Origin of the sequence: Kitasatospora brasiliensis, from assembly GCF_032654805.1 — a bacterium.
Lineage (GTDB): Bacteria > Actinomycetota > Actinomycetes > Streptomycetales > Streptomycetaceae > Kitasatospora > Kitasatospora brasiliensis.
Window position 1 is genome coordinate 303,223 of sequence record NZ_JAUOOW010000002.1, and the last position, 12,855, is coordinate 316,077.

Sequence of the window (12,855 nt, forward strand, 5' to 3'; positions counted from 1 at the left end):
GTGACGGCCGCTACCGGCTGACCCACCGGCTCGGGCGCGGTGGCATGGCCGAGGTGTTCGCCGCCGAGGACGTGCGGCTCGGCCGCACCGTCGCGGTCAAGCTGCTGCGTGGAGAGCTGGCCCAGGACGACGTCGCCCGGCTGCGGTTCACCCGTGAGGCCCACGCCGTCGCGGCGCTCAACCACCACTCGATCGTCGCGGTCTACGACACCGGCGAGGAGTACGTCGGGGACGAGTCCACGCCGTACATCGTGATGGAGCTGGTGGAGGGCCGCACCGTCCGCGAGCTGCTGGCGGACGAGGAGGCGCCGCCGGTCGACCAGGCGCTGATCATCATCGCCGGGGTGCTGGAGGCGCTCGCCTACAGCCACCGCAACGGCATCGTGCACCGCGACATCAAGCCCGCCAACGTCAGCATCACCAACGCCGGCGCGGTCAAGGTGATGGACTTCGGCATCGCCCGGGCGCTGACCGGCGGGGCCACCACGATGACCCAGACCGGCATGGTCATGGGCACCCCGCAGTACCTCTCGCCGGAGCAGGCGCTCGGCAAGCAGGTCGACCACCGCTCCGACCTGTACGCGGCCGGCTGCATGCTCTACGAACTCCTCACGCTGCGACCGCCGTTCACCGGCGACACCCCGCTCTCGGTGGTCTACCAGCACGTCCAGGACATGCCGGTGCCGCCCTCGCAGGCCAACGGCCGGGTGCCGGCCGCGCTCGACCAGCTGGTGCTGCGCTCGCTCGCCAAGAACCCGGACGACCGCTTCCAGGACGCCGACGAGTTCCGCGCCCACGTGCAGCACGCGCTGCGCGAGATGCACGGCGCGGCCGGGGCCGGCTGGGTCCCGGGCGACACCGGGGCGACCCAGGTGCTCCGGCCCGACCAGGCCGCGACCACGGCGTTCGGCGCGGTCCGCCCGGCCGACCAGACTTCGGTGCTGCCTTACCCGACGGGCGGCCCGCAGTCGCCCTCCTCGCCCTACCTGGCGTCCGGCGTCTCGTACACCGGTGGCGGCGAGGACGGCGAGGACTCCGGTCGTCGGCGCGGGCCGTGGGCCTGGGTGGCCGGTGTGGTCGCCGTGCTGGTCGCGGCCGGTGCGGGCATCGCGTTCGCGATGAGCGGCTCCGACGACCACACCGGCTCGGTGACCACACCGCAGGCCACGGTGGTCAGCACCAGCGAGCCGTCCACGCCGGTCCAGAGCGGTCAGCCGACCCCGCCTGCCTCGGTCTCGGGCAGCAAGAAGCCGCAGCAGCCGACCGACCCGGCCAACACCGGGAACAGCACCTGGAACAACGGCAACAACGTGTCGCCGTCGCCGAGTTCGGGCCGGCACTCGTCGAGCCCGACGCCGACCGACGCCCCGAGCCACACGCCGAGCGCTAGCGCTTCGGCGAGCTCGACCGGCGGGACGTCGACGGGCGGTGGCGGTACCGGTGGCGGCAACAGCACGGGGCTGCCGAACCCGCTGCCGACCAAGACCAACCCGCCGGTGACCACGCCGCCCTCGTTGCCCGCGTTCGGCACCGGCGGCTGAGCGGCGGGGGGAGCAGACGTGAGGGCCGACCGGTGTCGCACCGGTCGGCCCTTCTCGTGCGGCCGGCCTCCCGCCGGGCCGGTGCCGTCAGTTGGCGAAGGCGTCCAGCACCTGCTCGTACTCCTGGCACCACCACGCCAACTGGCCCGCGGAGGCCGGGTAGAGCGGGTCGGCCCGGTGGTCGGCCCGCTGGTAGCGCCACTGGAGCATCCAGAAGTCGTTCAGCCGCTCCCACCAGACCCGGTGGACGGCCGCGGCCAGGTGCTCGGCGGTGGCGGCGCCGGTGGCCCGGTAGGCCTGGGAGTAGCGGCGGACCCGGACCAGGTCCAGGACGCCGGAGACGCGGTCGTTGAAGAGCAGCGTGGCGGCCCGGACGGCCTCCTCGGCGCGCGGCTGCGGGCCGAGCTTGTCCCAGTCCAGGACGGCCGCCACCCCGCCGTCCCGCGACCTGTTCCCGTAGAGCAGGTTGAGGCCGTGGAAGTCGCCGTGGGTCCAGCCGGTGGGCGGCGCGGCCTCCGGGGCGGGGCGGCGGTGGGCGTATCGGGCGAGCAGTTCCAGCCGTTCCGTGAGCCGGTGCACCACCAGCGCGTCCAACTCCCCGGCCGGGCGGTGCTCCTGGGCGTGGCGCCGCAGATCGCGGGCCAGCCCGGCGCTGTCCGCCGGGTCGGCGCTCCGGTAGCCGGCGGGTTGCACCAGGGGGGCGCAGACGTCGTCGAGCGCGCCGTGCAGCCGGCCGAGCAGCGTGCCGAGCCCGTCGCACTGCGCCGGGTCGAGCTCGTCGCCGTGCCGGTGCCGGCCCTCGACCCAGGGGAACAGGGCGAACATCCGGCCGCCCAGGGAGGCGACCGTGCTCGACCGTTCGGCGCAGGCCAGCGGGGGTGCGACGGGCAGTCCGACGGTGTTCAGCGCGGCCATCGCGCGGTGGTGGGCGAGGATCTTCGCCCGGCCGGCGGTGGCGGCGTCGACGTAGCACTTCAGGAAGTACGGACCGGCCTCGGTGGTGACCAGGTACCCCCGGTTCAGCAGGCCCTCGGCGACGGGTTCGGCGGTCAGCAGCCGTCCCACCCGGTAGCGGGCCAGGACCTCGGCGAGCGCGTTGTACGGGACGGGTGGGCTGAGGGTCCCCATCGGCGGTGCGGAGAGATCGGGGCGGGCCGGGGCGCAGGCGAGGGTCTGGCTGAAAGTCACGTGCAGAGGTTATGGCCCCCTTGCGGGGGCCCTTGACAAGTCGTCAGTTCTGTGCAGTGGTGCGGTCAGTACTGGTGGTCGGCCTGGTGCCGCGCCACGAAGGCGGCCGCCTGGGTGCGCCGCTCCATGCCCATCTTGGCGAGCAGACTGGAGACGTAGTTCTTGACCGTTTTCTCCGCCAGGTGCAGCTCGTTGCCGATCTGACGATTTGTCATACCTTCGCCGATGAGGTCCAGGATCCGCCGCTCCTGCTTGGTGAGTTGGGCGAGCCGCTCGTCCTCCTTCTCGCCGCCGTCGCGGAGTCGGGCGAGCACCCGGCTGGTGGCGATCGGGTCGAGCAGCGAGCGGCCGGCCGCGACGTCCCGGACGGCGGTGATCAGGTCGGTGCCGCGGATCGCCTTCAGCACGTAGCCGGAGGCGCCGGCCATGATCGAGTCGAACAGCGCCTCGTCGTCCGAGAACGAGGTCAGCATCAGGCACTTGACCTCCGGCAGCTGGGACCGGATCTCGCGGCAGACCTCGACCCCGTTGCCGTCCGGAAGCCGGACGTCGAGCACCGCCACGTCCGGGTGGACCGCCGGGATCCGGGTGAGCGCCTCGGCGACCGTACCGGCCTCGCCGACCACCTCGATGTCGTCCTCGACCGAAAGCAGATCGTGCACGCCCCGTCGGACGACCTCGTGATCGTCGAGCAGGAATACCCTGATTTGTCCGTTATCAGTCACATCCAAAGCCTCCCATATCACCGTACGAAAGACCTATCGTTCACACCGCCGTCAAGACGGGAATCAGACAGGCCCACCGAAAACCGATACCGAGAACCCCCTTACGTACGGGCGTCCGCCCGGATAACGTGCGCTGGTGTCCTGAAGGCGCTCGAATTGAGAGCTGCGTCACGCCGCCCGTCACCCCCACCCTTCCGACGGCGAGCCGACCGCGGCACCCTCGGGGTTGTAGACCCTGAACAAGTAGGACGTCCTAGCGCAAGCGCGTCACGGGCGGACGCTGGGTAACGTTCTCGTGCGGGACGCCGTCGGAACAGGATCACCACCTGCCCCGCTGTGGGAGCGCACACCCACGCGCGCCCCGCGAGGCGGTGACCGGACCGGTCACCGGCGACCCCGGGCGGCCGGACAGACCGAGGAGTGAACGTGACCGTCAAAAGCACGGCGAGGGCCCGCAAGAAGGCGGCCCCCTCCGTCCCCGACACCCTCCGCGCCACGGGCGAGGACGCCCAGCCGGAGCTCGTCCAGCTGCTCACGCCGGAAGGCGAGCGGGTCGAGCACCCGGACTACCCTCTCACCACCACTCCCGAGGAGCTGCTCGCCCTCTACCGCGACCTGGTGCTGGTGCGCCGGTTCGACGGTGAGGCCACCGCGCTCCAGCGCCAGGGCGAGCTGGGCCTGTGGGCCTCGCTGCTCGGCCAGGAGGCCGCCCAGGTCGGCTCCGGCCGCGCCATGCGCCCCGGCGACTACGCCTTCCCCACCTACCGCGAGCACGGCGTGGCCTGGTGCCGCGACGTCGACCCGCTGAACCTGCTCGGCATGTTCCGCGGCGTGAACCACGGCGGCTGGGACCCGAACGAGAAGAACTTCCACCTGTACACCATCGTGATCGGCGCGCAGGCCCTGCACGCCACCGGTTACGCGATGGGCATCAGCAAGGACGGCGCCGACGACGCGGTGATCGCGTACTTCGGCGACGGCGCCTCCAGCCAGGGCGACGTCAACGAGGCGTTCACCTTCGCCTCGGTCTACAACGCGCCGGTGGTGTTCTTCTGCCAGAACAACCAGTGGGCGATCTCCGAGCCCACCACCAACCAGACCAAGATCCCGCTGTACCGCCGCGCCTCCGGCTTCGGCTTCCCGGGCGTCCGGGTGGACGGCAACGACGTGCTGGCCTGCCTGGCGGTCACCCGCTGGGCGCTGGACCACGCCCGCAGCGGCAACGGCCCGGTGCTGATCGAGGCCTTCACCTACCGGATGGGTGCCCACACCACCTCCGACGACCCCACCCGCTACCGGCACGCCGAGGAGACCGAGGCCTGGAAGGCCAAGGACCCGATCACCCGGCTGCGCGCCCTCCTGGAGAAGGAGGGCCTGGCCGACGAGGCGTTCTTCGCCGCCGTCGACGCCGAGAGCGAGCAGCTGGGGCTGCGGGTGCGCGAGGGCGTGCGCGGCATGCCGGACCCGGACCCGACCCTGATCTTCGACCACGTGTACAGCGAGCCGCACGCGCTGGTCGATGAGGAACGGGCCGAGTACGTCGAGTACGCGGCCTCCTTCGAGACGGGGGAGACCCACTGATGGCCGGTCAGTTGAGCATCGCCAAGGCGCTGAACGGGGCGCTGCGCAAGTCGCTGGAGAACGACCCGAAGACCGTCCTGATGGGCGAGGACATCGGCAAGCTCGGCGGCGTCTTCCGGATCACCGACGGCCTCCAGAAGGACTTCGGCGAGGACCGGGTGATCGACACCCCGCTCGCCGAGTCCGGCATCATGGGCACCGCGATCGGACTGGCGCTGCGCGGCTACCGCCCGGTCGTGGAGATCCAGTTCGACGGCTTCGTCTACCCGGCCTTCGACCAGATCGTCTCCCAGCTGGCCAAGATGCACGCCCGTGCGCTGGGCCACGTCAAGCTGCCGGTCACCGTGCGCATCCCCTACGCGGGTGGCATCGGCGCGGTCGAGCACCACAGCGAGTCGCACGAGGCGTACTTCGCGCACACCGCCGGCCTGCGGGTGGTCACCCCGGCCAGCGCCCACGACGCCCACTGGATGCTGCGGCAGTCGATCGAGTCCGACGACCCGGTCATCTTCCTGGAGCCCAAGCGCCGTTACTGGGACAAGGGCGAGGTCGGCGACGCCGCGGACCTGGGCCTGCACGACGCCCGGATCGTCCGGCCCGGCACCGACGCGACGCTGCTCGCGTACGGCCCGATGGTCAAGGTCTGCCTGGAGGCCGCCAAGGCCGCCGAGGAGGACGGCCGCCGGCTGGAGGTCGTCGACCTGCGCTCGCTCTCCCCGGTGGACTTCGCCACCCTGGAGGAGTCGGTCAAGCGCACCGGTCGGGCCGTCGTGGTGCACGAGGCACCCGTCTTCCTGGGCATGGGCGCCGAGTTGGCCGCCCGGCTCACCGAGAAGTGCTTCTACCACCTGGAAGCACCTGTCCTGCGGGTCGGCGGCTACCACGCGCCGTACCCGCCGTCCCGGGTCGAGGAAGCCTTCCTGCCCGACTTGGACCGCGTGCTCGACGCCGTCGACCGCGCGCTCGCGTACTGACTCCGGGGAGCGAAGATGACGACCGAAGTTCGCTCGCTCCGCGAGTTCAAGATGCCCGACGTGGGCGAGGGCCTCACCGAGGCCGAGATCCTCAGCTGGTACGTCAAGCCCGGTGACACCGTCACCGACGGGCAGGTCGTCTGCGAGGTGGAGACCGCCAAGGCGGCGGTGGAGCTGCCGATCCCGTTCAACGGGGTGGTCGAGCAGCTGCACTTCCCCGAGGGCGCGACGGTCGACGTCGGCACCGTGATCATCTCGGTCGCGGTCGCCGGGGAGGCGGGGGCCGCGGCTCCGGCCGCCGCTCCGGCTCCGGTTGCCGCTCCGGTTGCCGCTCCGGTTGCCGCTCCGGCCGCCGCCGAGGAGACCGAGCCCGAGCGGCGCGAGGTGCTGGTCGGGTACGGCCCGCGCACCGGCGCCGCCCAGCGCCGGGCCCGTCGGACGGTCACCACGACCACCACGACGATGGCCGCCGCGCCGAAGCCGGCCCCGGTCGTGCCCGCTCCCGCTCCCGCTGCTCCGGCTCCGACGGCCCCGGTGGCCGAAGCGCCGGTCGGGGAGCGGCCGTTGGCCAAGCCTCCGGTGCGCAAGCTGGCCAAGGACCTGGGCATCGACCTGCGGGCCGTCACCCCGACCGGTCCGGGCGGCGTGATCACCCGCGAGGACCTGCACGCCCACGCCGCGGCCCAGGCCGCCGCGGCCGCTCCGGCCGTCGAGCCGGTCGTGGCGGCGGCGGTCGAGGCGGCCGAGGCCGTGGTGGCCCCGGTGCCGGTGTCCGCCACGGGCGACGTCCGGGTGCCGATCAAGGGCGTCCGCAAGGCGACCGCGCAGGCGATGGTGGCCTCGGCCTTCACCGCCCCGCACGTCACCGAGTTCGTGCAGGTCGACGTGACCCGCACGATGAAGTTCGTCCGCCGGCTCAAGGAGAGCGGCGAGCTGGGCCGGGACGTCCGGGTCAGCCCGCTGCTGATCGTCGCCAAGGCGCTGCTCACCGCGATCAAGCGGCACCCGGAGATCAACGCCCAGTGGGACGAGGCGGCCCAGGAGATCGTCCTCAAGGGCCAGGTGAACCTCGGCATCGCCGCGGCCACCCCGCGCGGCCTGATCGTCCCGAACATCAAGGACGCCGGGTCCAAGACCCTTGCGGGACTCGCCACTTCGCTCGGTGAGCTGGTCGAGACCGCCCGTCAGGGCAAGACCTCGCCGGCCGACATGCAGGGCGGCACGGTCACCATCACCAACGTCGGCGTCTTCGGCGTCGACACCGGCACCCCGATCCTCAACCCGGGCGAGGCCGCCATCCTGGCCTTCGGCGCGGTCCGGGAGCTGCCGTGGGTGCACAAGGGCAAGGTCGTGCCGCGCCAGGTGACCACGCTCGCGCTCTCCTTCGACCACCGCCTGGTGGACGGGGAGTTGGGCTCCAAGGTGCTGGCCGACGTGGCCGCGCTGCTGGAGCGCCCGAAGCGGCTGATCACCTGGGGCTGACGGCCTCGTAGGGCAGCCTCGTAGGCCGCTCTCGTAGGACAAGGGAAGGGGCCCTCCACCGCACCGCCGTGCGGGGAGGGCCCCTTCGTCGTCCGACCGATCGACTAGCGCTGGGGACGGAGTCGACGGACGGCGACCAGGACGCCGGCCCCGAGGGCGAGGAGCGCGGCAGCGGTCAGGGCGAGGAAGGTGTTGCCGGAGGAGGAGCCGGTGTGCGCCAGCTCCGGGGTGCCGGCCGGGGCCGTGGTGGCCGGAGCGGCGGCGACCGGGGCGGCGGTGGCCGGGGGAGCCGTCGGGGTGGCGGCCGGGGCGGCGTCCTTGGTGGTGTCGGCGGCAGGCTTGGCCGGGGCCGGCTGGGTCTCCTTGGTGGGCTTGGGCGCGGGCTTGGCCGGGGTGGTCGGCTTGCCGGTGGGCGCGGGGGCGGGGGCGGAGGGGTGCGCCACGTGGAAGGTGTGGTGGTCGCCCATCTCCGTCGGGAATCCGGTGGCCTTCGAGAGGGTGACGAAGCCGAGCTCGGTCAGCTGCTTGGGCGCCTTCGCGGAGACCCCCACCCGGAACATGAAGTTCGCGGCCCGACCGTTCTCCAGCCGCGCGGTCGTGCTCGCCGCGGTCGCGGCGGTGTGCATCGACGGGTCGCAGCCGTCGGCGACCATCTTGACCGGCTTCCAACCGCCCGCGGAGGCGACCTCGACCGTGATGTTCTTGGGGTCCAGGTAGCCGGTGCCCGCGTCGTAGATCCCGAGCATCGCGGAGACGTTCTGGTACGGGGCGCCGGTGAAGTTGGCGACGCTGACGCCGATCTCGACCTTGGGGCCGCCCGCGGTGATGGTCTGGTGGTCCGGGGTCATGTGGAACCCGGACTGGTAGGTGCCCTGGTGGGTGGCGGCGGGCGCCTTGGGGGCAGCGGCGGGGGCGGCCTTGGCGGTGCCGGTGGCGGGCGCCTTGGCGGCACCGGTGGTGGTGGCGGTCGGCGCGGTGCTCGGCGCGGTGGCGGACGCGGTGACGCCCGCGGCCTCGGCGTCGCTGGGCCCGCAGGCCCAGGCGGTGTCGGTGGCGAGGAGCTGCATGCCGCCCGCGAGGACGGTGGTGGCGGCGAGGAGGGCGATGCGGCGGCGGCCGGAGACGGAGCGGTCGTTCTTCGCAAAACGGGTGATAACGGACGTGCGCATGATGTGGGTCCCCAGGGTGGTCGTGCTGATGGTGTGGGTGGGTGAAGACGACCGGCCCGCTCCTTCCGAGCGGAAGCGCCCCCCGGCTCTGCCGGTCTCGCTCTCCGTGCCTTCACTGGTATAGACGCGCATCCCCGCAGGTGGTTGCAGGTGGGTTCCGAGAATTTTTCGGGATTTCTCGGCGGGCCTCTGAGGCCGTCCAGGTGATGGCCGGTCAGTGCTGGCGGCGGAGCCTGCGCACGGCGACCAGGGTGCCCGCGCCGAGGGCGAGGAACGCCGCGGAGCTGAGGGCGAGGAAGGTGTTGGTGCCGGAGGAGCCGGTGTGCGCCAGCTCGGGGGTGCCGGCCGGGGCCGTGGTGGCCGGCGCGGCGGTCGGGGCGGCGTCCTTGCTCTGGTCGGCGGCGGGCTGCGCGGCCTTGGTGGGCTCGGCGGACTTGGTGGGCTTGGGCGCGGGCTTGGCCGGGGTGGTCGGCTTGGTGTCGGGGGCGGGCGCGGCGGCGTGCGTGACGTCGAAGACGCGGACGCTGCCGGTCACGGGCTCGGACCCGGGGGCCTGCGCCTTGGCGACGAAGGCGAGCGAGGTCATCTCCTTGGACGCCTTCGCGGAGAGCCCCACCCGGAACACGAAGTCCACGGACCGGCCGTCCTCCAGCCGCGCGGTGGTGGTCGCCGGGGACACGACGGTGAACGCCGACGGGTCGCCGCCGCCGTGGACCAGCTTGACCGGCTTCCAGCCGCCCCCGGAGGCGACCTCGATCGTGAGGTCCTCGGCCCGCAGGCCGCCGTCGGCCGGGTTGTACACCCCGAGCACCCCGGTGACGTTCTGGTACGGGGCGCCGGTGAGGTTGGCGACGCTGAGGGTGACCTGGACCTTCGGGCCGCCCGCGGTGATGGACAGGCCGGCCGGGTTCATCTTGGGGAACCCGGGCTCCAGGGTGCCGTGGTGGGTGGGGGTGGGCGTCTTGGCGGTGCTCGCGGCGGCGGTCGGCGTGCCGGCGGTCGGCGTGCCGGCCCAGGCGGTGTCGGTGGCGAGGAGCTGCATGCCGCCGGCCAGCACGGTGGTGGCGGCGAGGGCGGCGATGCGGCGGCGGCCGGAGATGGAGCGGTCGTTCTTCGCAAAACGGGTGATAACGGACGTACGCATGACGTGACTCCCCAGGGTCATGGTCTGAACGGTGTGTGGGTGAAGACGACCGGCCCCGCTCCTCCTGAGCGGAAGCGCCCCCCGGCTCTGCCGGTCTCGCTCTCCGTGCCTTCATCCGTATAGACGCGCATCCCCGCAGGGGGTTGCAGATGGGTTCCGAGAAATTTTCGGGATTCCTCGGCGGGCCTCTGAGACCGTCCTCGTGATGGTTGGTATGACCTGAATGATCCGGAAGGTCCGGATCGTTCGGCCAGGTCGGTGACTTTTTCGCGTCCGGATAGGGGAGCCCGACCCACCCGGGTACGTCTTCGCTCCACCACCCGGGCGACACCGGGTGACCGGAGCCCAGAGGACGTATCCGTATGCCGTCTGGCAACCCTGGCCGCCTCGTGCGGAGTCTGGCCGCACTCGTGCTGCTGTCCACCGCCGTACTCCCGGCCGCCCTGGAGCTCGCCGGACCCTCGCCGTTCGGCGTGATCGGGCCGGGGGCACCGGCCGACCGGGCGGTGCCGCCGCACAGCGCGCTCCGCGCCGACCAGCGGCTGCCCGCGGCCGCCCCGACCGTCGACATCCGGCGCACCGGGGACCCGGTCAACCGGATCACCCTGGTGCTGCTCGGCGACGGCTACACGGCCGGCGAGCAGGACCTGTTCCGGGCGCAGGCCGACCGGGCCTGGCACGCGCTGATGGACATCGAGCCGTTCCGCACCTACCAGGGCTTCTTCAACATAAGGAGGGTCGAGGTGGTCTCCCCGGTCTCCGGGATAGCCGAGACGGAGGGCCGCGGCCGCAAGCCCGCCACCCCCCTCGGCATGCACTTCTGGTGCGAGGGCACCGCCCGGCTGCTGTGCGCCGACGAGGCCGCCACCGCCCGGTACGCGGGGGACGGCAACGGGCCGCAGTACCTGATCGCTTTGGCCAACTCCACCGAGTACGGCGGCGCCGGCGGCACCGGGGTGACCACCCTCGCGGGCGGCAGCTCGGACGCCGGGCGGATCATCCAGCACGAGATAGGGCACACCCTGGGGGACCTCGGCGACGAGTACGACAGCGCCCCGGACGACGCCGACTACCCGAACCTCGCCACCCTCAACGCCGACGACATGCGCAAGAAGCAGGTCAAGTGGTGGCGCTGGCTGGGCGCCGAGTCCCCGGACGGGGGCGGCCAGGTCGGGGCGTACCGCGGCGCCAACGGCCTCTACCGGCCGACCAGGGACTCCGTGATGCGCACCCTGGGCAGCTCGTACAACCTCCCCTCGCGCGAGGCGATCATCGAGGAGCTGTACCGCAAGGTCCGGCCCACCGACACCCCGCAGCCGGCCCCCGGCGAGGTGTCCGGGCGGCCCCGGCTGGACGTCCGGCCGCTGCCGCTGAACGGCCCGCGGCAGCTGAAGGTGGAGTGGAAGGTGGACGGCGTCCCGGTGACGCCGCAGTCCGCCGACGGCTCCTGGCTGGACACCGCCCGGCTGGAACTGGCCCCGGGCCGGACGGCCACCGTGACGGCGACCGTCCGGGACACCACCGACTGGGTGCGGGACGAGGCCTTCCGGGAGCGCTTCATGACCCGCTCGGTGTCCTGGACGCTGACCGGCTGAGGACCGGACCGCGCCCCGCACGCGCCCCCGGGCGCACACCGCGACCGCGCCCCGGCCCTGGGCGTCCCATCATGGGATGACTAGTCTGGTCGGACTATGACCGTGGAGCCCGCTCGTTCAGCCCCGTCCCTGTCCGTCCCCGCTCCCCGAGCCACCGCCGAGCCCCCGGCCGCGCCCGCGCCTCCCGCCTTCGCGCCGCCCGGCGGCCGCGCGGCCTGGCTGGCTTGGTCCATCGGCGTCAGTGTCTACTTCCTGGCCGTCATCCACCGCACCAGCCTCGGCGTGGCCGGACTGGACGCCGCCGACCGCTTCGGCATCGGCGCCTCGGCGCTCTCCACCTTCTCGATCCTCCAGGTGCTGGTCTACGCGGCCATGCAGGTCCCGGTCGGCCTGCTGGTCGACCGCTTCGGGCCGCGCCGGGTGCTGCTGCTCGGTGTCCTGCTGCTCAGCACCGGCCAGCTGGCCTTCGCGTTCAGCTCCTCCTTCGGCCCCGCGCTGGCCTCCCGCGCGGTGCTCGGCTGCGGCGACGCGATGACCTTCATCAGCGTGCTGCGGATCGCCGCCCGGTGGTTCCCGGCGGCCCGGAACCCGTTCGTCGCCCAGCTGACCGGCCTGGCCGGGATGGGCGGCAACCTGGTCACCACCGTGGTGCTCGCCCAGGTGCTGCACAGCGAGGGCTGGACGCCGACCTTCGCCGCGATCGCGCTGCTCGGCGTGGCGGTGTTCGCGCTGGTCGCGTTCTTCCTGAAGGACACGCCCCCGCAGGAGGCCGGCGCGGCGGCCGGGGTGCCCCGGCCGCGGCCGAGGATCGGCCGTCAGGTCCTCGACTGCTGGCGGGAGCCCGGCACCCGGCTCGGGCTCTGGATCCACTTCACCACCCAGTTCCCCGCCAACGCCTTCGGCCTGCTCTGGGGCCTGCCCTACCTGGTGGAGGCCCAGGGCATGTCCCGGGCCGGCGCGGGCGGGCTGCTGACCCTGCTGGTGCTCGCCAACATGACCTGCGGCTTCGTCTTCGGCCGGCTGCTCTCCGCCTCGGCGCGGGCCCGGATGCCGATCGTGCTGACCGTCGTCACGGCCACCGCGCTCGGCTGGGCCCTGGTGCTGGCCTGGCCCGGCGGCCACCCGCCGACCTGGCTGCTGGTCGGGATCATCCTGGTGATGGGCAGCAACGGCCCGGCCTCGCTGGTCGGCCTGGACTACGCCCGCGCCCGCAACCCGGTGGAGCGGCTCGGCACCGCCTCCGGGATCGTCAACATGGGCGGCTTCATCGGCACGATGATCGCCCTGCTCGGCATCGGCGTGCTGCTGGACGCCCTCTCCCCGGCCGACGCCGGGACGTACTCGGCCACCGCCTTCCGGTGGGCGTTCTGCTGGCAGTACGTCCCGCTGGCGGTGGGCACCGCGATGATCCTGCGGCTGCGCCGGAAGGTCTCGGCGTGAGCGGGCGTCAGCGGGT

General features: G+C 72.8%; 10 protein-coding genes. 6 read left to right on the forward strand and 4 right to left on the reverse strand.

The features are described from left to right. Positions 1-44 precede the first annotated feature (44 nt). Entirely contained in the window at positions 45-1,541 is a 1,497-nt protein-coding gene (locus tag QWJ13_RS09240) for a protein kinase domain-containing protein (protein WP_432277491.1), read from the forward strand. Positions 1,542-1,628: 87 nt separating this feature from the next. On the opposite strand, the gene QWJ13_RS09245 is transcribed toward QWJ13_RS09240, so the two are convergent. After that, entirely contained in the window at positions 1,629-2,729 is a 1,101-nt protein-coding gene (locus QWJ13_RS09245; protein WP_316522324.1) for a phosphotransferase, read from the reverse strand. A 65-nt stretch (positions 2,730-2,794) separates the two neighbouring features. Further along, a complete protein-coding gene (locus QWJ13_RS09250; protein ID WP_316522327.1) occupies positions 2,795-3,454 on the reverse strand; it encodes a response regulator transcription factor in 660 nt (219 codons plus the stop codon). Between the two features lie 426 nt (positions 3,455-3,880). Here QWJ13_RS09250 and pdhA point away from each other — a divergent pair, with 426 nt between their 5' ends. From pdhA to QWJ13_RS09265, 3 genes are read left to right on the forward strand one after another with little or no spacing between them, the layout of a single operon-like run. Beyond that, positions 3,881-5,035 (forward strand): pyruvate dehydrogenase (acetyl-transferring) E1 component subunit alpha, encoded by a 1,155-nt coding sequence (pdhA, locus tag QWJ13_RS09255; RefSeq protein ID WP_432277468.1) that lies wholly within the window; start codon positions 3,881-3,883, stop codon positions 5,033-5,035. Continuing rightward, a complete protein-coding gene (locus tag QWJ13_RS09260; protein WP_432277469.1) occupies positions 5,035-6,009 on the forward strand; it encodes an alpha-ketoacid dehydrogenase subunit beta in 975 nt (324 codons plus the stop codon). The genes pdhA and QWJ13_RS09260 overlap by 1 nt, the downstream gene beginning before the upstream one ends. A 15-nt stretch (positions 6,010-6,024) precedes the next feature. Continuing rightward, positions 6,025-7,491 carry a dihydrolipoamide acetyltransferase family protein gene (locus tag QWJ13_RS09265; RefSeq protein WP_316522332.1) on the forward strand — a complete coding sequence of 489 codons (1,467 nt, stop codon included), beginning with the start codon at positions 6,025-6,027 and terminating at the stop codon, positions 7,489-7,491. Positions 7,492-7,595: 104 nt separating this feature from the next. On the opposite strand, the gene QWJ13_RS09270 is transcribed toward QWJ13_RS09265, so the two are convergent. Together QWJ13_RS09270 and QWJ13_RS09275 are read right to left on the reverse strand one after the other, a co-directional pair. After that, positions 7,596-8,660 carry an LPXTG cell wall anchor domain-containing protein gene (locus QWJ13_RS09270; RefSeq protein ID WP_316522335.1) on the reverse strand — a complete coding sequence of 355 codons (1,065 nt, stop codon included), beginning with the start codon at positions 8,658-8,660 and terminating at the stop codon, positions 7,596-7,598. A gap of 214 nt (positions 8,661-8,874) precedes the next feature. Further along, the gene (locus QWJ13_RS09275; RefSeq protein WP_316522337.1) at positions 8,875-9,804 is read right to left on the reverse strand and encodes a hypothetical protein; all 930 of its coding nucleotides are present in this window, start codon (positions 9,802-9,804) and stop codon (positions 8,875-8,877) included. A gap of 389 nt (positions 9,805-10,193) precedes the next feature. Between QWJ13_RS09275 and QWJ13_RS09280 the strand changes: the two genes are divergently transcribed. Beyond that, positions 10,194-11,399 carry a M64 family metallopeptidase gene (locus tag QWJ13_RS09280; RefSeq protein ID WP_316522340.1) on the forward strand — a complete coding sequence of 402 codons (1,206 nt, stop codon included), beginning with the start codon at positions 10,194-10,196 and terminating at the stop codon, positions 11,397-11,399. 96 nt (positions 11,400-11,495) lie between these two features. After that, positions 11,496-12,839, forward strand: a complete 1,344-nt coding sequence (locus tag QWJ13_RS09285) for an MFS transporter (RefSeq protein WP_432277470.1) — start codon at positions 11,496-11,498, stop codon at positions 12,837-12,839. Positions 12,840-12,855: the final 16 nt, after the last annotated feature.

Bases quoted from the DNA above. Each gene is read 5' to 3' on its own strand.
- QWJ13_RS09240 (WP_432277491.1), top strand. From the start codon at position 45: ATGGCCGAGGTGTTCGCCGCCGAGGACGTGCGGCTCGGCCGCACCGTC.
- QWJ13_RS09260 (WP_432277469.1), top strand. From the start codon at position 5,035: ATGGCCGGTCAGTTGAGCATCGCCAAGGCGCTGAACGGGGCGCTGCGC.
- QWJ13_RS09265 (WP_316522332.1), top strand. From the start codon at position 6,025: ATGACGACCGAAGTTCGCTCGCTCCGCGAGTTCAAGATGCCCGACGTG.
- QWJ13_RS09270 (WP_316522335.1), bottom strand. From the start codon at position 8,660: ATGCGCACGTCCGTTATCACCCGTTTTGCGAAGAACGACCGCTCCGTC.
- QWJ13_RS09275 (WP_316522337.1), bottom strand. From the start codon at position 9,804: ATGCGTACGTCCGTTATCACCCGTTTTGCGAAGAACGACCGCTCCATC.
- QWJ13_RS09285 (WP_432277470.1), top strand. From the start codon at position 11,496: ATGACCGTGGAGCCCGCTCGTTCAGCCCCGTCCCTGTCCGTCCCCGCT.